The 21,763-nt window shown below is 66.7% G+C and carries 13 protein-coding genes; 4 read left to right on the forward strand and 9 right to left on the reverse strand.

Annotated features, from left to right (window positions below):
• Positions 1–105 precede the first annotated feature (105 nt).
• The 3 genes from ACZ5B4_RS14450 (at position 106) to ACZ5B4_RS14460 (ending at position 4,205) form a co-directional block, all read left to right on the forward strand.
• Entirely contained in the window at positions 106–2,793 is a 2,688-nt protein-coding gene (locus tag ACZ5B4_RS14450) for a bifunctional acetate--CoA ligase family protein/GNAT family N-acetyltransferase (protein ID WP_464911937.1), read from the forward strand.
• Between the two features lie 337 nt (positions 2,794–3,130).
• Complete coding sequence (locus tag ACZ5B4_RS14455) at positions 3,131–3,409, forward strand: ferredoxin family protein (protein WP_464911938.1); 279 nt, start codon at positions 3,131–3,133, stop codon at positions 3,407–3,409.
• A 244-nt stretch (positions 3,410–3,653) separates the two neighbouring features.
• A complete protein-coding gene (locus ACZ5B4_RS14460) occupies positions 3,654–4,205 on the forward strand; it encodes a hypothetical protein (protein ID WP_464911939.1) in 552 nt (183 codons plus the stop codon).
• 63 nt (positions 4,206–4,268) lie between these two features.
• Here ACZ5B4_RS14460 and ACZ5B4_RS14465 read toward each other — a convergent pair whose 3' ends face one another.
• Positions 4,269–5,294: a hypothetical protein gene (locus tag ACZ5B4_RS14465; protein WP_464911940.1), complete on the reverse strand. Its 1,026-nt coding sequence runs from the start codon at positions 5,292–5,294 to the stop codon at positions 4,269–4,271.
• Between the two features lie 555 nt (positions 5,295–5,849).
• On the opposite strand from ACZ5B4_RS14465, the gene ACZ5B4_RS14470 reads away from it, so the two are divergent.
• A complete protein-coding gene (locus ACZ5B4_RS14470) occupies positions 5,850–8,951 on the forward strand; it encodes a BamA/OMP85 family outer membrane protein (protein ID WP_464911941.1) in 3,102 nt (1,033 codons plus the stop codon).
• On the opposite strand, the gene ACZ5B4_RS14475 is transcribed toward ACZ5B4_RS14470, so the two are convergent.
• The 8 genes from ACZ5B4_RS14475 to ACZ5B4_RS14510 all read right to left on the reverse strand — a co-directional run bounded on the left by ACZ5B4_RS14475 (position 8,932) and on the right by ACZ5B4_RS14510 (position 21,718).
• Positions 8,932–10,815 carry a GTPase domain-containing protein gene (locus tag ACZ5B4_RS14475; RefSeq protein ID WP_464911942.1) on the reverse strand — a complete coding sequence of 628 codons (1,884 nt, stop codon included), beginning with the start codon at positions 10,813–10,815 and terminating at the stop codon, positions 8,932–8,934. The two genes, ACZ5B4_RS14470 and ACZ5B4_RS14475, sit on opposite strands and share 20 nt — an antisense overlap.
• On the reverse strand, positions 10,812–12,737 hold the full coding sequence (locus tag ACZ5B4_RS14480) for a hypothetical protein (protein ID WP_464911943.1): 1,926 nt from the start codon (positions 12,735–12,737) through the stop codon (positions 10,812–10,814). The genes ACZ5B4_RS14475 and ACZ5B4_RS14480 overlap by 4 nt, the downstream gene beginning before the upstream one ends.
• 194 nt (positions 12,738–12,931) lie before the next feature.
• The gene (locus ACZ5B4_RS14485; protein ID WP_464911944.1) at positions 12,932–14,563 is read right to left on the reverse strand and encodes an FAD-dependent oxidoreductase; all 1,632 of its coding nucleotides are present in this window, start codon (positions 14,561–14,563) and stop codon (positions 12,932–12,934) included.
• A 69-nt stretch (positions 14,564–14,632) separates the two neighbouring features.
• Positions 14,633–17,059: an NADH-quinone oxidoreductase subunit NuoE gene (gene nuoE / locus ACZ5B4_RS14490; protein ID WP_464911945.1), complete on the reverse strand. Its 2,427-nt coding sequence runs from the start codon at positions 17,057–17,059 to the stop codon at positions 14,633–14,635.
• A gap of 54 nt (positions 17,060–17,113) precedes the next feature.
• Positions 17,114–19,048 (reverse strand): outer membrane protein assembly factor BamB family protein, encoded by a 1,935-nt coding sequence (locus ACZ5B4_RS14495; protein WP_464911946.1) that lies wholly within the window; start codon positions 19,046–19,048, stop codon positions 17,114–17,116.
• Between the two features lie 119 nt (positions 19,049–19,167).
• Entirely contained in the window at positions 19,168–20,697 is a 1,530-nt protein-coding gene (locus ACZ5B4_RS14500) for a 4Fe-4S binding protein (protein ID WP_464911947.1), read from the reverse strand.
• Between the two features lie 95 nt (positions 20,698–20,792).
• On the reverse strand, positions 20,793–21,365 hold the full coding sequence (locus ACZ5B4_RS14505) for a 4Fe-4S dicluster domain-containing protein (protein ID WP_464911948.1): 573 nt from the start codon (positions 21,363–21,365) through the stop codon (positions 20,793–20,795).
• 65 nt (positions 21,366–21,430) lie between these two features.
• Positions 21,431–21,718: a hypothetical protein gene (locus ACZ5B4_RS14510; protein WP_464911949.1), complete on the reverse strand. Its 288-nt coding sequence runs from the start codon at positions 21,716–21,718 to the stop codon at positions 21,431–21,433.
• Positions 21,719–21,763: the final 45 nt, after the last annotated feature.

The following is a 21,763-nucleotide window of genomic DNA, read 5'->3' on the forward strand; positions in this document are numbered from 1 at the left end:
ACAAGGCTGCACATGTCATCTTTTCCGGGTGCTCCCTCCGACGCTTCCAGGGATCGCCCGCCACTCAGCAGTCACACAGTTTCACTCAGCTTCCGGGAGACGACCGTGAGTATTGAAAACTTGAACAAGATTTTTCATCCGCAACGTGTGGCCGTGATCGGTGCCAGCGATACGCCGACCAGCGTCGGCTATACGGTTTTGCGGAACTTGGTAGGCTCGGGGTTTCCGGGCGTGGTTTATCCGGTCAACGCCAAGCGGGAAGCGGTGCAAGGGATTCACGCCTACAAGGATGTTCAAAGCCTGCCGCACGCCCCCGATTTGGCGGTGATTTGCACGCCGGGGCGGACCGTCCCCGGCTTGATCCGCGACTTGGGCGAGGTCGGCACCCGGGGCGTGGTGGTGATCTCGGCGGGTTTTCGCGAGATCGGTGAGGAGGGACGGAAACTGGAGGCCCAAATCCTCCAGGAGCAGGCGAAGTTTCCGGGCATGCGGATCGTCGGTCCGAACTGCTTGGGGATCATCGTGCCGGGCCTTTCGCTGAATGCCAGTTTCGCCGCCGAAACGCCGCCCAAGGGCCACATCGGTTTCATTTCCCAGTCCGGCGCGCTCTGCACCTCCGTGCTCGATTGGGCGATCGACCAAGGGATCGGGTTCTCCTATTTCGTGTCGGTCGGCAACATGCTGGATGTCACGATCGCCGACTTGATCGACTATTTCGGCTCGCAGACGGAAACGCAATCCATCATCCTGTACATCGAGTCGATCACCGAGGCGCGGGAATTCATGTCCGCCGCCCGGGCCTTCGCGCGCTCCAAGCCGATCGTCGCCTACAAGGCCGGCCGCTTCGCGGAATCGGCGGCGGCGGCGGCTTCGCACACCGGGGCGATGGCGGGCGTGGATGCGGTGTACGAGGCGGCCTTCCAACGCGCCGGCATCGAACGCATCTTCCAGATCGAGGACATGTTCGACTGCGCCGAGCTGCTGGCCCGGCAGCAACCGCCCAAGGGAGACCGCCTGGCGATCGTGACGAATGCGGGCGGGCCGGGCGTGATGACGACGGACGCCCTGATCGCGCGGGACGGCCACCTCGCCTCCCTCTCCGAAGAAAGCATCCAAAAACTGAACGAGTTCCTGCCGCCGTTCTGGTCGCACAACAACCCGGTGGACGTCCTGGGAGATGCCCCCCCCGAACGCTACGCCAAGGCCTTGGATGTGGTCTTGAACGATCCCGAAGTCGACGCCGTGCTCGTCATCCTGACCCCCCAAGCCATGACCGATTCGACGGGAACGGCACGGGCGGTGGGCGAGATCGCGCGGAAACACAGGAAGCCGGTGTTGGCCGCTTGGATGGGCGGTCACACCGTCGCCGAGGGCATGCAAGTCCTCAACGATTTCGGCATCCCTTCGTACACGACTCCGGAGAAGGCGGTGCGGGCGTTCATGCACCTGGTTTCCTACGCCCGAAACCTCACCCTCCTGCACGAGACCCCGCGGGACATCCCGGTCTCCTTCTCCTTCGACCGCCAACGCTTGCGGGGCGTGTTCGAAAGCCTGCTCACCGAGGGCGCCGAGATCCTCACGGAGAGCGTGTCCAAGGCCTTCCTCGAAGCCTACGGCATCCCGGTCAGCAAGCCCTTCCTGGCCCGGACCGCCGACCAGGCCGTGGAAATCGCCAAGCGCGTCGGCTTCCCCGTCGTGATGAAGATCCACTCGCCGCAGATCACGCACAAGACGGACGTGGGCGGCGTCAAGCTGAACCTGGCCACCGAATCCGCCGTCCGCGAAGCCTTCGAGCAAATGACGCAGCGCGCGGCGGAGCGCCGGCCCGACGCCCAAATCATCGGCTGCACCATCCAAAAGATGGTCAGCTACCCCAACAGCTTCGAATTGATCATCGGCACCAAGCGCGACCCGGTGTTCGGCTCGGTGATCTTGGTGGGGATGGGCGGCGTGGCGGCGGAGGTCTTCCAGGATCGCGCCCTGGCCTTGCCGCCTTTGAACGAAACGCTGGCGCGGCGGGCGCTGGAATCGCTCAAGTCTTGGCCGCTGCTCCGCGGCTATCGCGGCCGGCCCGGCGTCAACATCGACAAGCTGATCGAGGTCTTGATGCGGTTCTCCTATCTCGTGGCCGATTACCCTGAGATCCAGGAATTGGACGTCAACCCGCTGCTCGTCACGCCGGAGGAGGTCATCGCCCTGGACGCCCGCGTGATCGTGGACCGGAATGCGCTGGTCTACGGGGTGCGGCCGTACGCCCATCTGGCGATTCGCCCCTATCCCGAGGAGTTCGTCACGGAACGCCAACTCAAGGACGGCACGCCGGTCATTCTGCGGCCGATCAAGCCCGAGGACGAGCCGATGTGGCACGAGCTTCTGGCCAGTTGCTCCACCCAATCGCTGTGGTTCCGCTTCAGTTATTTGTTCAAGCAAACCACGCACGAAATGGCCTCGCGCTACTGCTTCATCGACTACGATCGCGAGATCGGAATCGTGGCGGAGGTGGAGGAGGACGGGCAGCGTCGCTTGATCGGCGTAGGCCGGCTGGTCGCCGACGCCAACCACGAGGTGGCGGAATACGCCGTCATCGTGGTGGATCGTTGGCACGGTCGCGGCCTGGGCGGACTGCTCACCGACTACTGCCTGGAAGTCGCCCGACGCTGGGGGATCAAGAAGGTCGTCGCCGAGACGTCCAAGGACAATGCCCGGATGCTTGCCACCTTCCGCAATCGCGGATTCGAATTCAACGAAAAAGCCGACCAGGACGTCGTGCTGGTTTCGCGTCCCTTGGCGTGATGCGGCGGCCCAAGTGTCCCGTGGGGATGCGTCGCTCCGTCGCACCATGCGACCTGTACGCCGATTCGCGGAGAATTCGGTACCGCGTGCCGAATTCTCCGTTTTTTTGCCCGCGGCTACGGCGAAATCAAGGGGCGGAGTTCGTGGGGCGGTCGGCACCGGACGCGGGCTCGCTCCCATTCCCTTGACGCCGTATTATTGCCACTCTACGATGTTGAAAGAATCGCTTTTCCCCGGCCGTCGAACTCGTCGAGTCGGCGGGACCGCTCACATTGCGGCCGAACGTTGTTGGGGATATTGACCGCCCTGGTGGTATCTCACGGAGAAAGGTTGTCGTATGACTCACGTCGTTTGCAAGCCGTGCGTGGACTGCAAATACACCGATTGCGTCGTGGTCTGCCCGGTCGAGTGCTTCTACGAAGGCGAGCGGATGTTGTATATTCATCCCGACGAATGCATCGACTGCGAGGCTTGCGTGCCGGAGTGCCCGGTGGATGCCATCTTCTTGGTCGATAACGTGCCCGAGGAGTGGCAGGAATACATCCAGATCAACGCCGACATGGCCCCCAAGTGCCCCAAGATCACGGAAAAGAAAACGCCGCTCTGCGAGCAGTGACCGGCCGGGAAGCGGTGCGTCGGCGTCGATGGCGCGGAGACGGTTCCCCGCCGGTGCTGCGCCGACCACCGACCGCGAGACGAATGCTCCGGCAAAGCAAGCGGACGAACCTCGGGATGGATTAGAATACGGTCGGCGGAACGGTCGGTTTGCGCCGGCCGTTTTTTGTTGTCCGCCGTCTCAGAAAGCCGAAGAACTCGGCGGGTGGACGGCGCGGCTCGTGCCTTCGCGAGAGGGACCGCGCGTGGTGCTGTGGAAATCGTTGATGTTCGCCTTTTCCGTCCTTCCGCTCGCGGAAGCTGCCGACCTTCCCCGTTCGGCGGTCTGGGCGGGGCCGATCTTTGCCGCCGCCGTACTGCTCGCCGGTTTGGCGCTGGCGGTCTGGAGCATCTTGGGTCGCCGGCGGTTTCAGCGGCGCGGCGCCCGCGAACCCGGCGAAGCCGCCTTTCGGCAGCGCCAATTCCGTCGCCGATTGCTGGCCGCCGGATTGTGTAGCCTCGCCGGTTTGCTGATGCTGGTGGGGACGTGGTGGCCGAGCCGCGATACCTCCGCCTACCTTGCCCTGGCATATTGGGGATTCGTCGCCCTCGTGGTCGTGTGGATGCTGTTGACCGCGTTGGCCGACATGCTGGCCTCCTGGTACTACTTCGGCAAGCTGGCCGACGAGGCCGACTTGGAGCAACTGAAGCTTCGGGTCATGGCCGAGCGATTGAGGAAAATCCAGGGGAACGGGAAGGACGATCACGCCCACGGCGCGGCGCCGCCGGCGCCCGGCGGACGTGCCGACGAGCATTGAGCGACGGTCGCCGGAGTCTCCCGCCCGATCGGCGGCCGGTTCGAGCGCGGGTTGCACGGGCGGTCAATGGCCGTTCCACGAGGCCGTCGCCGCGGGGCGGACGTTCAGTTCGGCCTGGGCCTCCAGCTTTCGGCCGTCCGCGGCGGTGTATCGGGCGAAGACGAGCAGTTCGCGGTGGACCGGCGGCTCGGCAGGCCAGGGCAAATCCAGCAAATAGCCCGACGTACCGCCCCGCTGCACGAAGTAGCTGCGAACTTCGTCGGGGTGGAGGTCCCATCGCGCGATGCGGGCGCTCAATCCGGTGAGTTGCGGATCGAGCACGACCACGGTGATGGGGGCGGCCGCCGCCAGAATGTCGCCGCGATCGTCCATCGGTTGAAGCAGGATTTGGATGCCGTCGTCGCCGGGTCGGCCGTCCAAGTCGATTCCCCGCACCCACTCCGGATGCAAGACGACGGCGGTGACCTCATCGCTCCCGCCGGGGCGCGTGCGGCCCGTCGCGACCGCGATTTCGCCGCGCGAGACGGGGGAGACGGAGGTCTGGTCCGTCCCGCGAGACGGGGTGTCATTCCGCGTTGTTTCCGGGAATTGGGGCAACGCGATGGAGGAGTCGGGAGGGACGAAAGCACCCGGTGCGGCAGGCGGTGTGCGGCTGCCGGGCAATGCCCGCTCCGGACTGCTCTCTTGCAGCGGCGGCGTAACGTCGATTCCCGGCAGGCCGTCGTATCCGGGCAAAGGCGGCGGCTCGGCGCGTCCGGGCCACTGGGGCGCCGATTCTTGGGCCCGCTTCGGCGCCTGCGCCTCCGTTCCGCCGGCGGTCGAACGCCCGCTTTGCCGGCGGCAAGCCTCCAACTCCGCCTGCTTGTCTTCCAACAAGCCCGCCAATTCCCAAATCTTGTTTTCCAGCTCCCGATTCTCGCGTTCCAAGTCGCGGACGATCCGAGGCGTTTGGCAACCCAAGAAGATCGGCGTCGTGGCGAGAAACGGCAAGAAGAGCCAAAGGTAAAGAAGAAGACGTCGCGCGGACGGGCAAGCACGCCCGTGCGGCAACCGGTCCAATGCGGCGAAATCTTCCTGAATTCGACCCATGCAAACCGTTCCCGGGAAATCGGCAGTCCCGGCCGACGCGAGATGGCGAAGACTCGGACCGGGGAGTGAATACCGGGTTTGCCGGATCGGGGCAAGAGCAATCCGGAGAATTCCCGCCCGCTCCGATAGCCTCCCGGGCCTCTTGCGGCGGATCCGAAGGCTTGTCGGGGAGCGTGTCGGGCGTTCCGGCAAGCCCTTTTCGTAGGCAGCACGCGGTACCGATCCGCGGGATTGGGGAAGAACGCGGAATCCGCCTTGCGATTCCTTGCATCATCGGGTATTCCTTCGCCCTTGCCGCGAACGAAAAGGAGCGGCCGCAGCGTGCCGTTGCGCCGGGTTCGGCCGCACTTTGCCCGCTAGGGCGGGATTGCCCGTGCGGTATCGCCCGACGATTCAGCCCGGGGCGTGCGGCGATGGAATGCGAGGAACAACCCCGTTTCCCGGAAGGACACGCCGCGTCGTGTCCGGTTGTTGCCTTCGAGGTGGCAGGCCCGTCCGGGAACGACCGATCCATTCCCGGACACCTTCGTATTAACTGGGAAGGCCGCGTAGCCGGTGCAGACGAATCACGACCGACACATTGCGATACGGTTTGCCGCGCGACGTGGTGGGCAGCATAGCGCCGGCCCATTCGGCGGGGCGATCCAAGGCTGCGTTTGGCTGGCGGCCTTGGCGGCCGGAATGGCGGCGGCCGGCGCGGTTGCGCAGGAGCCGCCCGCGACGCTGCCGAGGGAGACCGCCGCTCCGGTCGATCCCGGTCCGGAAGTATTGGTGACCGAAGTCCGCATCGTGGGTGCCAAGGGGGTTCCCCGCGAAAAGTTCCTCCCGTCCGTCAAGACCCGTGCCGGCCGACCTTTCAATCCCGATCTGATCGAGGAGGACGTGCGGCGATTGCACCGCACGGGACTGTTCTTGGACGTCAAGACCTACACCCCGGAGGTGCCCGGCGGACGACTCGTCGTGTTCGAAGTCCTTCCGCGGCCCCTGCTGCATTACGTCACCTACGCGGGCAATCGCGTGTTCGACGCCAAGCGGCTCGCGAAGGAAACGGGACTCCAGGCCGGCGACCCGCTCGACAATTGGCAGGTGGAGGAGGCCCGGCGCCGCATCCTGGAGCTATACCATAACAAAGGTTTTCCGGACGCCTCGGTGACGATCATCGAGGGCAACAAACCGGAGGACCGCGGGGCCGTCTTTCTCATCAACGAGGGACGGCGTCAGCGCGTCGGCTGGACGGATTTCGTCGGCAACACGATCGCCTCCGACGCCCGGCTGCGCACGCAAGTTCAGACCAAGCCCGGCTGGTTTTGGTTCCTCGGCGGCTTATTCAACCGCGATACGCTGGACGGCGACGTGCAACGGTTGACGGCCTACTATCGCGGCCTGGGATTCTTCCGCGCCCGCGTCGGGCGCGAAATCGACGTGCGGCCGGATCCCTTCGATTCCAATCGGGAATGGGTCACCGTCACGTTCGTCATCGACGAAGGGCCGCGCTACCGCATCCGCAACATCGCCTTCTTCGGAAACGAGAAGCTTCCCCAGGAAAAGCTCCAAGGCGGACTGGAGCTGAAGTCCGGCGACTATTTCGATCAGAACAAACTGCAATTGGACATCGCCAAGCTGCAAGACAAGTATGGGGCGATCGGCCACGTCTTCGCCGACGTGGAGGTCGATCCGCGGTTCCTGGAAGAGCCGGGGATGTTGGACCTGGTGTATCGCATCGACGAGGGGCGGCAATACCAGGTCGGCCGGATCAACGTGAAGATTCAGGGCGAGTTTCCCCACACCCGGCTGACCACAGTCCTCAACCGCATGTCGTTGGCGCCGACCGACATCGTGGACACGCGCGAGCTTCGGGCGAGCGAACGGCGTCTCCGCGCCTCGCAGATCTTCGAGGTCGATCCCACGCGGGGCGTGCAGCCGAAGATCGTGTTCAGCCCTCCGGAACTGACCGACCCGGATACCGGCCGGCCGGCGCAACGGCCGGTGCTGGCGGAGAAAGACAAGGCGCCGTCGAACCGGCCGGGCACCGCCGCGCCGCCCGAATCCCAGCGGGAAGGCGTCGTGCCGACCGGCGGCGAGGAGACGCCGAACACCGCCGAGACGACGATTTATCGCGGGCAATATGGGCCGGAGGCGGGAACGAGCCTGCCCTCGCCGCCCTCTTGGCTCGGTCGCTTCGTCCCTCCGCGCAAGCCGGCGGAGGAGACGCCGACCGTCGAGGGAGCAGTCTATGAAGCTCCGGCGCGCACGCAGAACTCCGCGCAAGCCGCGCAGCCCGCCGTTTACACGGCCGGCGGCGTCGGCTGGAGCCCCCAACGTCCCGAGGTGATCCAGGCCTCGGCGACCGAAGCCTCCGGTTCAGCGGGCGTGGCGTACCCGGCCGGAGCCATCGCGCCGGACCGACCGGACGGCGCGTATGCCGTTCCGGCGAGCGGCCCGGTCTATCCCGCCCAGGGCACGGCGGCGGAGCCTCCGCCCGCGCAGGCCGCACCGATCGTCTTTCCGGATCGCCCTCCGCCCGGTCAATGGGACGGTTATTGGAACGGGGGAGAGCTTTCCGCCGAACCGCCGCTCGACCTGCCCTTGGAGCCGATCGTCACCGAGACCCGCACCGGCCGGCTGCTGTTCAGCGTGGGCGTCAACTCCGACGCCGGTCTGCTGGGCACGGTGCTGATCGAAGAGCAGAACTTCGACATCGCCCGCCTGCCCCGAAGTTGGCGGGAGATCGCCGACGGCGTAGCCTGGCGCGGGGCCGGACAAAGGTTCCGCTTGGAGGCCGTCCCCGGTACCCAAGTCCACCGCTACAGCGTCAGCTTCTCCGATCCCTATTTCCTCGACCGCAACGTCAGTTTCAGCGTCAGCGGCTATTTTTACCGCCGCAATTACCGCGAGTGGGACGAAGAGCGATTGGGCGGCCGCATCGGATTCGGCTATCAATTCACGCCGGATCTGTCGGCAACCATCGCCTACCGCGGCGCGGACATCAAAATCAGCGATCCCATCGTCACGCCGTTCGGCACGCCGCAGGACCTGCTGGACGTCGTGGGCACGAACATCCTGCACGGCTTCGAGGTGGCGCTGACGCACGATACCCGCGACAATAGCTTCCTCCCCACGGAAGGCCATCTGTTCCAGGTATCGTTCGAGCAGGTGATCGGCACCTACGACTATCCCCGCGCCGAGGTCGATTTGCGAAAGTACTTCCTGCTCAGCCAACGGCCGGACGGCTCCGGTCGCCACGTCTTGGGTTTGAGCACGCGCTTCAACGTCACGGGGAACGACACGCCGATCTACGACCACTATTTCGCCGGGGGATATTCGAGCTTGCGGGGCTTCGACTTCCGCGGGGCGTCGCCGCATGAGATGGGCATTCCCGTCGGCGGGCACATGATGTTCCTCGCCTCCGCCGAATACATCTTCCCCATCACCGCCGACGACCTGATCCGCGGCGTGATCTTTTGCGATACGGGAACGGTCGAGCGGACCGTCGATTCCTGGGACCAGAATTACCGCGTGGCGCCGGGTTTCGGCCTTCGCATCGTCATTCCGGCGATGGGACCCGCCCCGATCGCCCTCGACTTCGCCTTCCCGGTCAGCAAGGAACCGACGGACGACGAGCAGGTCTTCAGCTTCTTCATCGGCTTTCTGCGATAGCGGGGCTTGCCGCGGCGGGCGATGCGACCGCCCCAGGGTCCTCCCCTACGGCGAGGGCTCCCGGCAGTCCGGCGGAAACCAGCGTTCGTACTTGCACGGCCCGGTGCCGAAGGAGCTCCGCCTTGCGGAGGACCTCTTCCAATTCCCGCCGCCGCGTTGCCAGCGGCTCCAAGACCGCGGGCGAGGTGACGCGGAACCGCTCGGCGGGCTTCAGGTGCTTCAATTGAGCGGCGATGCGGGTAGCGATCAACCAGTAACCGGGCAGGATGCTGACCGCCAACAGCCCCGCCGCCAGCCCGTAGAATCCGAGAGGCGGATAATCGCGCGTTTCGCCCGCGTACCAACCGCTCGCCACCCAGGCGCGTCCGATGCGAATCGAGGCGTCCGCCAGGATGACGAAAGGCAGGGCGTTGGCAACCACATCGACCCAGCGCCGCGCGACCCGGGAGGCGGCCTCCTCGGCGGCCTCCTCGACCGTGGCTCGAATCTCCTCCAACAGTTTCGATTCGCCCGGCTCCGCGCCCAAACGCCGCATCAGCCAATCCAGCCCGCGATCGAACGCGCCTTTTTCGGAGGGATCGTCGGGCTTGGGGGGAGGCGTCTCCTTTGGCGGTTCCGCCGGGCGAGGCAGCCCGTGATCCTCCAAGGTCCGCCGAACGTCCTGCGCGACCTGGTCCAGCTCGGCCTCGAGGGCGGGCCCCAGCGCCTCCTGAATGCGTTGGAGCGGCAAGACGCCGGTCAGGATCGCCCGCAGCGCGTCCAGCGAAGCCGCCGCCGCGCCCCACAGGGAAAAGCGATAAAACCCCAGGCGGAACAGGCGATAGGTCGCGGTGAGGTGATACCACCGCGTCCGCAGCCAAGCCGTGAGGGCCGCGAAGGCCGAGGTCCGCTCGGCGGTCCAGCGCCAGACCTGCTGGGCGACCGCTTGCCGGAAGGCCTCTTCCGCCCGGCGCCGAGTCCATGCCCGGCGGTAGGCGGCTTGGATCTTTTCGCGCAAACGCTCTTCCGCGGCGCGGAGTGCATCCGCCTTGGCGCGGAGCGGCTCGAGGAGCTCTTCGGCCGCGGCGTGCTGCAAGTGGCCGCAGATTCCGTCCGCGCGGAGCCGGTGCCCGTCCCTGCCGTAGTCCCGCTCCAAGACCGCCCGGCGCAAATCCGCCAATTCGAAACGATGCGGCTGGACGGCCGAGACCAAAAAGCGGCACGCGGCGTCGGGGCGGAAACCCGCTTGGCACAGACGCCGGTCCCAATCCTGTACCACCTCTTGCCGCTCGTGCTCGGGGATTTGATCCGCGCGATTCATCACGAACAGCCAGCGTTTGCGTGCGGCCCAGCGGCGTACCTCTTCGTGGACGCGGAAATCGGCCCGTTTATCCGGCGAGGTGACGTAGATCACGATATCGCTCAGCGCGATGAGCCGCCGCGCGGTGTCCCAATGTTCGCGCACGGCTCCGTCGATGTCCGGCAAGTCGCAGAGGACGGCGCCGCCCAGGTCGGCCTCGATGAACCGCGGATTCAACTCCGGGGGAATGTGGAGCAGCGGTTCGAGGTCGGGCGAGGCGGCCACGTAAGGGCGGTCCGTGAAGCAGCGGACGGCGTCGGAAACGGGGCTGGCACCCTCCCGCCGGATAAGGGCGTTGAAGAGCGCCGACTTGCCCGCCCCCGTCGGACCGAGCAGCACCGCCACGGCGAATGCCGGTGCTTCGCGCCGCCGCGCGAACTCCTCCGCCGCCGCCAGCCGTTGGGCCGTTTCGAGCGCGGCCGGCCAAAGGAGGAAGGGTCGGCACAGCGCGGCCAATTCGCGAGCATCCGCCAGCAGCGGCTCGATCATGGAAGTCTCGGGCCGGGCCGTCGCATCCGACGTCATGATTTCCAGTCCTCCGCCGATTGAGAAACCGGGGCCGCCTCCCATCGCCCGTCGTCCCGCCGCGCCGACATCCGCCTCTCGATGCTTTCGCACGCTTGCAGGCAGCGGTCGATGGGAATCGTCTCCAGTTGCCGCAAGTTGCTACGCCACTCCTGCGTCAAGGCGTCGGCGAAATGTTCTCGGAGGAAGACCTCCAATTCGTCGGCCCGCTGCTTCGCCCAATCGCGATAGGCGTGCTCGGCGACCTCGCCCAGCCGGAGTTTGGCGAAATGCTCGATGAACCAGGCGGCCGCCGCGTTGGAGGCGGCCAGCCCCGTGAGCGAGCCGAGGGTGGTGCCGAAGAGACCCCCGCTCAAACCAAGATCGGCCGCGATCAGCCCCAAACTCGCAAGATTCAACGTCGGCGGGAGGATGGTCAAAGCCATCGCGAGCCGTCGGTTTTCCCGGCACCATGTCGCCAGCTTTTCTCGAACCGCGGATTCCCAGTCCCTGCCGACCTCGGGAAGCGGCCGGCTCAGCAGGCCTTCGCGGATTGCGTCGATGCGTTCTGCGGACAATGTCCCGCCCGCCGCGGCCGCCTCGGTAAAACGGCTGCGGAGCCGATCGATCAACAGCTCCAGCGACTCCCGCAGCTTGTTTTTCTCCAATTCCTCGAGCGTGCAAGCCGGGGGGGCCTCCCCGGCCGATCGGCCCGAAAGCAGGGACGAGAGGATTTCGCTCGCCGCATGCACGGCGCCTTTCACCGTTCCCGAAACGTAGCCCATCACGCGGGCGAAGGACCGCACCAAGGCGGGCGAGTGCCGCCGGGCCTCCGCGATTGCCAATTCCAACGGCTTGCCGGCGGGGAATATTCCCCGCGCGATGAACTCCGCCGCATCGCGAACCAGCGCGTCGAACGTTGCGAGGTCGGCCTCCAGCCTCTCCTTGCGTCCCTTGGCCGCCAGCAGCAATTCCTCGGCGGACAAGGTCGCCTCGCGGACGGCCTCCAGCAGTCCGAGAAAAACCAGCCGGCTGCCGTCCTGGCCGCGCAGCCACGAGACCAAACTCGGAGCATCGTCGTCCAGCGGGACCGCCTCATCCAGCCGCGGACCGGTCCGGGGGTCGGCAAAGGGACTGCAATAGAATCGGCTCTCGGCCAAACATTGCATCAGCGTCCGGCCGTCCGCCCGGATCTCGTGGAAACCCAGCTCCTCCTTTTCCGCGACCAACTGCAACAAGTGTCGGCGCATCGCCGCGGCGGCATCGGGCGGGGTCTTCGTGAGGAGGTAGATCAAATTGGCCGCCGACCGGCAGCACTTCGCCAGCATTTCCACCGAACGATGATCGGAGTACGACTCTCCGAAGACCACGAAGACGACCAGCTCGGCCCGAGCCAGCATCTTCTCGGCCGACTTCCAGTTGGCGCATTCCACCGAGTTGAAGTCGGGGACGTCGGCCAGAATCAGCGGGAGGCTTTGGCCGCCCTTTTCGGGAGACGACGGGTAGTAGAAAAGGATGTCATCGGAGGTGGGTTCGCATAGTTGTTCGGGGGTCTCCAAACGTACCGGCCGGTAGTCCGGAAAAACGCCCTTCAGGAAGGTCTCGTCGCACAATTCGGGAGGGACGGCGACGGCGCAGGCCCGGGTCATGGGGCGACGCGGTCCGCCCGCCGGAACCTCCACGCCGGTCAGCAGGCGAAACCACGAGCTTTTGCCCGCTCCGGTCGGCCCCATCAGCACGGCTACCAGGGGCGGAGCCGTGCCGCGCCGGCGGCAAAACTCGAGCGATTCGTATCGCATCTTGACGGCCGATCGGCCCGTCCACCGATACGGCTCGCCCAGCACTCCGCACAGGCTCGGAACGGTTTCCAAGAGCAGAGCCAGGCCGCGGCGGAGCTCGTCGAAACGATCGTCGTTGAGTGCGGGGAACGCCGTTGGCAACATGGAGGAATCCTTGCCGACGAAGGCCGTGACTCCTTAACTCTAGCTCTCTGTGAGCGTGCAACAAGACCGCGGGTCGTAACAAGCGGCACGGCCGTCAAATTCGGATCCGGCCGATGCCGGCGGAGTCGCCGCGCCGAGGATGTCCGCCGCGATCGCACGGCGGTCGCGATTTGACCGGGTTTCGCGAAGGATCATCAAGCGATTCGGAGGATCGGCAAGCTGCCGCGCGTTTTTCCCTCGCGAAACGACAGGGCGCCGGTGGGGCAGACGGCGACGCACTGCTCGGCCAGCTCCCCCAGGGCCTGTTCCAGCGAACGGTTGAAGGGGACGCCTACCCGCACGTCGAATCCGCGGCCGACGAAAGTCAAACCCAAGGGGGCGCGGGCGGCCTCGGTCACCGCCACGCACAGACCGCACACGATGCACTTGCCGGGCTCATAGAGGACGTTCGATTCCTTGTATTGCAGCCGCAGGACGGCCCGTTCCCCCTTGTAGCGGTTGGGGTCGGCGCCGTAGCGCTCGGCGTAGCGCCGCAGGCGGCAGCCCGGCAACGCTCGGCAATCGCAATGCAGGCACCGCCCGGCCTGGGCCGCGGCCGCACCCGGATCGAGGGCGTCGATCGACGCCTGCAAGTCCCGGCGGGGAGCATCCAAGGCCAAGGATCGCAATTCGGCCAACTCCTCGGGGGCGAGCTTGCCGATGCGAACGGAGAAGGCTTCGGGCCGGGGAGCGGCGGCTCCCTCTCTGAGGAATCGATCCACGGCGAAGGCCGCTTCCTTGCCGTCCGCGCAACTCCGCACGACCAGCCCTCGTCCGCGGATCGCGTTCCCCGCCGCGAAGATGCCGGGGATGGACGTGAGAAAGGTATCGCGGTTGACGGCCGCGCCGCGCGGCCCGGCCTGCAAGCCCAGCGCTTCCCAGACCTCCTTCTTTTGCTCGCCGATGCACACCAGAACGGCGTCGAATTCGCTTTGCAACGCGGCCGGCGTGACGCCGCCCGAGGCCCCCGGCGGCAACAGCTCCGTCTCTCCGCGGAACTCGATCCCCAGGGCCAAGACGGCCGCGATTTCTCGATCGAGGACTTCGCCGGGCAAATCGGCGGCATGGCTCTCGCCGGTTGCGCCGCGGAGGCGTCCGCCGGGCAGGGGGCGACGATCGAACAGTACGACTTCATGGCCGCGGCGGCGCAAATAGTAGGCCGCCGATAACCCCGTCGGTCCCGCCCCGACCACCGCCACGCGCTTTCCCGAGGCCGGTTCACAGGACGGCAGATAGAAGCGATCGCGGGCGAGGTCCCAATCGGCCACGATCCGCTTGAGGTCGCAGACCGCGACGGCGCCGTCGGCCGCGCCGCGGCGGCAGCCCTTTTCGCACGGCTTGGGGCAGACGCGGCCCAGCACCGCCGGCAAGGCGATGTCCTCCTTGATCGTCGCGATGGCCTCGTCGTATCGCCCCGCCTGGATTTGCCGCAGCATGTCGGGGATATCCATGTGGGCGGGACAGGCGAACTGGCAGGGCGCCAGGCAGTCGCCCACGTGATCGCTCAGCAGCAGCTCGAGCGAGGTCCGCCGCATCGCCGCGACCTCGGCCGTCTCGCTTTCCACCACCATGTCCGGCGTCGCCGGCGTGCCGCAGGAGGGGACGAACTTTTCTCGTCCATGCTTCTCGCGGACCTTGACCAGGCACACCAGGCACGACGTCTGGGGGGAAAACCCCTCCATGTAACAAAGCGTGGGGATGTCGATGCCCAGCTTTTGCGCGGCTTGGAGCACGGTCGTCCCCGGCGGAACCTCGACGGCTTGCCCATCGATCGTCAGTCGCATCATGGCTACTCCTATCCGGGATGGCTCGGTAAGGCGGCGGCGAGGAGCGGTGCCGACGCGCCGCGGCTCCGATTATCGGGGGACGACCTCCGCTGCGAGGTTCCGCGATACCTTGGCTCGGCGAATCTCCACGCCGCCCGACTCGACCACCACGGCCCCCGCCGGACAGGCCGCAAGGCAGGTGTCGCAGCGGGTGCACCGTTCGTCCCATACCTGATGCTTGCGATACGGCGTGAGCGGAATCGCGCCGACCGGACATTGCTGGGCACACAGCGTGCAGCCCACGCACGCGTCGGTGATGCGATAGTGGATGAGAGGGGCGCACTTGCCGGCCGGGCATCGGCCCTGCAAATGGGCCTCGTATTCCTCTCGGAAGTAACGCAGCGTGGTCAGCACGGGATTGGGCGCGGTCTTGCCCAGCCCGCAGATGCTGCCGGCGCTGACGGCGTGGCAGAGATTCTCCAGCGTCGCGAGGTCGTCCGGCTTGCCGCGGCCCTCGCAAATGCGATCCAAGATATCCAGCATGCGGCGGGTACCCACGCGGCACAGCGTGCATTTGCCGCACGATTGGTCCTGGGTAAAGCGGAGGAAGTAGCGGGCGATATCGACCATGCAGTCGGAATCGTCCAGGACCACCAAGCCGCCGGACCCCATGATAGCGCCCGTCGCGGTGAGGGCCTCGTAGTCCACCGGCGTATCGAAGAGCGAGACGGGGACGCATCCGCCGGACGGCCCGCCGACCTGAACGGCCTTGAGGTTGCGTCCGGGCAAGGCCCCGCCGCCGATCTCCTCGATGATCTCGCGGAGGGTCACCCCCATGGGCACCTCGATCAGCCCGCCGCGCTGCACCTTGCCGGCCAGGGCGAAGACCTTGGTCCCCTTGCTGCCGGGCGTGCCGAGGGCTGCGAAGCGTTCGGCGCCGTGGCGGAGAATCCAGGGGACGAGGGCCAGCGTCTCGACGTTGTTGACCAGGGTGGGCCGGCCGTTCAAGCCCGACTGAGCCGGATACGGCGGTCGTAAGCGAGGCATCCCGCGGCGGCCCTCGATGGAGGCCAGCAGGGCGGTTTCCTCGCCGCAGACGAAGGCCCCCGCCCCTTCATTGACGGAGAACCGGACGGCGAACTCCGCGTCGCCCTCGCCGCCCAGCAAGCCGCGCTCCTCGCAGCGTCGCAAGGCCTCGCGGACGCGGGCGACGGCCAGGGGGTACTCGGCGCGGATGTAGAACACGCCGCGTGCGGCCCCCACCGCCCGAGCGGCGATCAGCATCCCCTCGATGACGCGGTAGGGAAACGACTCCAGGATCATGCGGTCCATGAAGGCGCCGGGGTCGCCCTCGTCGCCGTTGCAGATCACGTACTTGACCTCGGCGGGCGCAGCGGCCGCGATCCGCCATTTCGCACCGGTGGGAAACCCCGCCCCGCCCCGACCCCGAAGTCCGCTGCGCTCGATTTCGTCGATCACGGCTTCGGGCGCCATCTCGTGCCACGCCCGGCGGCACGCGCGAAAGCCGTCGAGCCGCAGGTACTCGTCCAAGTCCAAGGGATCGGTCTCGCCGCCGTGCTCGATGGCGATGCGGTACTGCCGCCCCAAAAAGGCACACACCGGCGGATCGCGGACGTCGATGCGATGCCGGTCCACCGCCTCTCCCGTATCGCCCACCAAGGCGTCCAGCCACCGGGCGACGTGGTATCGCAGCCGCCGGAGCGGATTGCGGGGGCGAAAATGCGAGTCGAAGATCCCGGGTACGTCCTCGGGGTGCACCTTGGCATACAGCTTGGGCGTGCCGCGGCGGGGGACGATCTCCACCAGCGGCGTCTGATGACACATCCCCACGCATCCGACCCGTTTGACCGCTGCTCGCGTGCGATTGACCGCAGTCAATTCCACCAGCCGCTCGTAAACCCGGCCGCTCCCTTGGGCCTGGCAACACGATCCCAAACCCACGCGGATTTCGGCCTCGGCCTCCTCGGGGGAGAGGAGTTGCAGGTTCCGCGGCGGGGTTCCGTTGGACGCCCGCTCCAAAAAATCCGCGATGATGCGGGGTACCTTGTGCGGGGTCAGGCGGCCGTAGGTCGCTTGATCGATCTGCACCACGGGTGCCAGCGTGCAGCATCCCAAGCACGCCACCGGCTGCACCGTGAAGCGCCCCTCGGGATCGGTGTCTTCTCCCGGCCCGATTCGCAGGTGCCGCGTCAAGGCATCCATGATGAGATCGGCGCCCTTGACGTGGCACGCCGTCCCGCGGCAGACGTGAATCATGTGCTTGCCCACGGGACGATGCCGGAACTGCGTGTAGAACGTCGCCACGCCCGTCAATTGCGCGGCGGAGATGCCGGTCTTCGCGCAGACGTATTCCAACGCCTCTTGCGGCAGATAGTGGAAGTGCGACTGAACGGCCTGCAAAACGGCGATCGTCGCGTCCGGACCTCGGCCGTGGCGATCCAGAATCTCGTCGATTACCGAGAGATCGAGGGAATCCGTGGAATGGGGTGTTATCACGAGAGCGATTTCCGCGGTCATTGCGCCGGCCACGGTTCCGCGCCGGGCCGGCGATCATTTTCCGATACGAATCAGATGCTCCTTGCCCCGAATGAAAATGCAGCCGGGTTGGAAGGCGGGACTGGTCACACACTCCTCGCCGAGAGAGTTTTCGTGCTCGATGCGGAAGCCCTCATCGGATACGGTCCCGACGTAGCCCTTGCCGTCGTGCGCGAAGAGGTAGACGCGGCCTCCGGCCAGGCCGGGGGATGCCGTGAACGTATCTTCCGGAAACTCGTGTTCCCACAGTTTCTCGCCCGTCTCCCAATTGTAACAAGTCATGACGGCCGAAGCCGAAAGCAAGATCAGCCGGTTGTCGAAGACCAGGGGACTGCACGTGTCGGGCAGGCCGTCCTCCAGCTCCCAGGCCAAGTGCGTCTTGGTGACGTCGCCTTCGCCGTCGGCTCGGATGCCGTACATGTAATAGGAGTACTCGCCGCCGGCTACGATCAATCCGCCGTGGAAGACGGGCGAGGGGCCGCAGTCGCCCGTGGTCCCCTCGAACCGCCACCATTCCTTGCCGTCGGCGGGATGGTAGGAAATCGCGAACGGGTCGGAGACGGTGATCAATTGCTCCCGCGCGCCGTGGTGGAAGATGATGGGGGTGGTCCAGGAATTGGCGGTTTGCCTGGACACTTCCCAAACCGTTTCGCCCGACTTGCCGTCGAAGGCGTACAGCTTCGACAGGTCGTCGTCGGGCGAGCCTTGATCAAAGAGCACGATGACCCGGTCGCGGTACGTGCAAAGCGAACTTGCGTGACCGTAGATGTTTTCCGGAATGCCCAGGCTCTTCCGCCAAAGGAGGTTGCCGGCGAAATCGACGGCCCCCAGGTCGCCGTTGGCGAAGACGGCGTACACGCGGCGGCCGTCCGTAGCCACGGTCGGGGCGGCCAAACCGGTATCGGCCAAGACCTTGGGCGGTTTGGCGGTGCTCTCCGGCGTCCCCGGGATTTCGCATTCCCACAGTTTCTCGCCGGTGGCGGCCTGAAAACAATAGACCACGCGGCGATCGTTGTCCGCCCCCGTCACGAAGACCTTGTCCTCCCAGACCACGGGCGAATTGTTTCCCGGCAGAGGGACGAGCGACTTCCAGGCGATGTTCTCGCCCGTCTCGGCGTTCCACTGAGTGGGAATGTCATCATAGGCGGAGATGCCGGAGCCGTCCGGTCCGCGAAAGCGGGGCCAAAAGCGGGCATATTCCTCGGGCGAGGCGCAGTCTTCCGCGGCTTCTGCGCCGCCGGCCGGGCTTGCCGCACCCGGTGACGCCGCGGCGACCCCCTGCGAGACCGGCCCGCCGCCCACCGGCGCTCCCTCCGGCACGGTGCGCGCGGAGGCCGCGTCCGTCCGCGACGCAGCGACCGCGGAGCCGGGACCTGCGGTTGCGGCCGAGGCATCCGCTAAACGCCGCTGAAGGCCGCGGCCCTGCCACGACAGCACGATGCCCGAGACGATCAACAACGCCGCCAAACCGCCGACGCCGTATCGGGCGAAAGCGGCGTTTCGCTCATGCCGTTCGTCGAGGATGTCCGAGCCTTCGGGGTGGGGCAGCGGCCGCCGCAGGGAAGACGCGATCTTGGCCGCGACCACGAACGTCAATCCGCCGCCGATCAGCAGCCAGGCCCCCCACTCGCGAAACCGCCGGTCGCGAAAGAATTCCTGCCGCAGACGCAGATCCAGCTCCCGCACGCGCTCCTTGAGGGCCTCGTTGCGCGGTTCGGCGGCGGCCTGCTTTTGCAGGGCCGCGAACTCGGGGTGATCCAAGGGGTCTACTCGGGGACGGACCGCGTACTGGACCAACAGCACCGCCGCCACCAGGGCGCAAAAGCCGCCCGATACGACGGCCGTGCGATAGGCCGCGACGAAACCCTCCCGCGGCCCGCTCGCGTCGGGGGAAAGCTCGCCCGCCGCGTTCCCGATCCCCTCTCCCCTGTTTCCCTCTGCGAACGTCATGGTTTCGCTCTCATCGGATCCTGCTATCGTATCCGCTGCGTGTTCGAAGTACTTGTTTTCCCAAGGTGTGCTCGGGGCGGAGCCTTGCCCGCGGGGCGGGCCGCCCGGTGCGAGGCCGCTTAGCCGCCCGCCCTCGGCCCGCGAGCCTCTCCCGGGGCAACCGCGTTCAGGGAGACCGGCGTCCCCCGCGTCCCCCGAGGCAACACCGCCTCCGTGCTCGGAATCCAGCCGCGGCGGACCTGCTCCTCCGGGCAGTACCAGAAGCACCTGCCGCAGGCCACGCACCGGCGGGGATCGGGGTGATAGTCGTCGCGAGGCGTTCGGGTACAAAGCTGCGCCAGCTTCAGCCCCACGACCAAGCCGATCCATGCGCCCAGCAGCGTGGCGCCGGTGCGAAACGTCTCCAAGCGCGCGGTCGCGGCGGCGACGGCCTCGGCGGGGCTTCGCCCGGTATTGTGAAAGGCCTTCACCGCATCCAAGGCGAATTTATCGTTGGGGTCGATTGCTTTCTCCGCCGCAAGCCAGCCCGCCAGGCGCACTTGGTAGTCCATCCGGGCCAAGGTCGCGTAGGTCATCCGGCCGACCACCGCTCCCAAGGCGATCCACAGGGGGACGGCGGCCAGGAACAGGGCCAACCTCCGCCGGGCCTTGCGACGTTCGCCCGGGGTAAGCGGCGCCGGCGGCGACACGATCGCGCCGTAGGGGCAGGCGTCCTCGCAGAGCCGGCAGCGAATGCAATCGGTGGGCGGAATCCGCACGTGCCACCGCGCCAGTTTGGAGGCCAGGCCCAAGATGACGCCGTACGGGCAGAGGAAGCGGCAATACGGCCGGCCGATGAATAGGCCGATCACCAAGAGACAGGCGCCGAACATCAGCATGGGCGCCGCGCCCGATCGCCGGAAAAAGGCCACGAAGGGATCGTACTCGCAAATCACATAAGCCGTTCCCGTAGCGGCGTACAGCACGGCCAATCCCAGGTAGGCCCAGGGCACGATCCCCAAGGTATGTTCCAGCCAAAGGGGAATACGTTGCGGGCGGATCGCCGCCAGCTCTTGAATCGCCCCCAACGGGCAGACCGCCGCGCAGAAGACGCGACCGAAAAACAGGGCGAAGACGATCGGCAGCGTGAAGAACACGACGACGGTGACGGGCACGGCGCGATGGGCGTTGAACACCGCTTCGGCGACGTCCTGGATCGCTCCGATCGAGCAGACGCAGCCTTGGCGTCGGAACCCGAACCACAACAGGCTGACCGCGGCCAGGATCAAGAGTCCGTTCCGCGAGCGCCGGCCCAGGGCCAAAAAGGCCGCCGCCGTCAGGGCCGCCGCCAACGCCGCGGCGTCGGCGTACTCCCACAGCGGCGAATCGGGAGGCGGAACGGGCGTCTCGGGCATTTTGTGGTAGGTGAAGTCGGGCGGCGGAAAGCGCTCCTCGCCCCAAACCGATCCGCCCAGCAGCATCAGCGCCGCCAGCGCGGGGACGATCACCGCGGCCCGCAAGCAGGCGCGCGGCCGCCGGATGGGGAAGCGCGAGGCATCGCCGCCCGCCTCCCGGCCGCCCCGTTCCGCGGCTCCGCGGGGAAGCGCGCGGATCGCTTCGCCTTCGGACGGTCGGCATCGGCTCCATTGCTGGGAATGTGGTAATTGCATAAGGACCCCGAAATCTCGGTCGGCGTCATCGCCGGGCGTCTCGTCGCGGCCGTAGGCATTCCCGAGGCCGGGTCGCGCGCGGCCTGGATCAACGGCTAGGCCGGCCGGATGCGATGTTTGAGCAAGTAAGGTTGCGAAGCCGGCACGCGGACGAAAGCCTGAGACGGGCAGGCGATCGCAATCGAGCACTCGTGGCAATTGACGCAGCGATCGTGCCGCACCTGGAGGTACAGCGAAGCGTTTCCGAACGCCGCGCAACCGACCACGCACTTGCCGCAGGCGATGCACAAATCCTCGTCGATGGTGTACTCGTAATACGGCTCTTCGACGGCCCGGCGGATGATGGCCCCCGTCGGGCAAAGCTGGTTTTCGGCCGCGGTGTTCAGGGCGGCCGGTTCCGGCGGGAAGTAGCCCGTGCAGAGGTCGCAATAGCCGCACATGGGAAAGCTGTTGACGCACTTGACGGCCGAGTCTTGGAGCACGCAGTGCGTGGCGCAGTTGCCGCAGGCGATACACTTGTAGGGGTCGATTTGCCAAAGCAAGTCGTCGCGCCGTCCGTGATTGCCCAGGATGTATCCGCCCAGGCCGCCCGCGCCCAAAAGGGCCGCCATCTGCAATCCGTCGCGGAGGACTTCCCGCCGCGATACGCCTTTTCCGGGATGTGCCATGTTGCACCTCGAACAACGCCGTTTTCAGCCCCGATCGCCCCTGGTACGCCGCATGCCGGGCCGCGTCAGATCGCCTTGGACGCGTTCCCGCTCCCCCCGATCGCGTCTCGGTCCGCGGAAGGCCGCATCCCGTCGCGATAGGCTTGGGCCTGCGGGAGGTTGCACGACGCGCGGGCGCCGCAGCGGGAGCAGACCGGGCGGGGGCAGGCCGCCGCGCCCCGTCGTCCCAGGCTGAGGAAAGCCCCGCCGCCGACGGCCAAGGCCGCCGCGGTCCATCGCGCCGCGCCGACGAGCCAATCGCGCCGCCCCGTGATGCCGCTCGATCCGGCCGTTCCCAAGGTTGGTCGTGTCATCGGCTTCGATCTCCGTTCGGTTTGGCGGCAAGCGCGGAAGGCTTG

This window comes from Thermogutta hypogea (assembly GCF_055386265.1).

Bases quoted from the DNA above. Each gene is read 5' to 3' on its own strand.
- ACZ5B4_RS14505 (WP_464911948.1), bottom strand. From the start codon at position 21,365: ATGGCACATCCCGGAAAAGGCGTATCGCGGCGGGAAGTCCTCCGCGAC.
- ACZ5B4_RS14485 (WP_464911944.1), bottom strand. From the start codon at position 14,563: ATGATGCGACTGACGATCGATGGGCAAGCCGTCGAGGTTCCGCCGGGG.
- ACZ5B4_RS14455 (WP_464911938.1), top strand. From the start codon at position 3,131: ATGACTCACGTCGTTTGCAAGCCGTGCGTGGACTGCAAATACACCGAT.
- ACZ5B4_RS14510 (WP_464911949.1), bottom strand. From the start codon at position 21,718: ATGACACGACCAACCTTGGGAACGGCCGGATCGAGCGGCATCACGGGG.
- ACZ5B4_RS14500 (WP_464911947.1), bottom strand. From the start codon at position 20,697: ATGCAATTACCACATTCCCAGCAATGGAGCCGATGCCGACCGTCCGAA.
- ACZ5B4_RS14465 (WP_464911940.1), bottom strand. From the start codon at position 5,294: ATGGGTCGAATTCAGGAAGATTTCGCCGCATTGGACCGGTTGCCGCAC.
- ACZ5B4_RS14495 (WP_464911946.1), bottom strand. From the start codon at position 19,048: ATGACGTTCGCAGAGGGAAACAGGGGAGAGGGGATCGGGAACGCGGCG.
- ACZ5B4_RS14475 (WP_464911942.1), bottom strand. From the start codon at position 10,815: ATGACGTCGGATGCGACGGCCCGGCCCGAGACTTCCATGATCGAGCCG.
- ACZ5B4_RS14480 (WP_464911943.1), bottom strand. From the start codon at position 12,737: ATGTTGCCAACGGCGTTCCCCGCACTCAACGACGATCGTTTCGACGAG.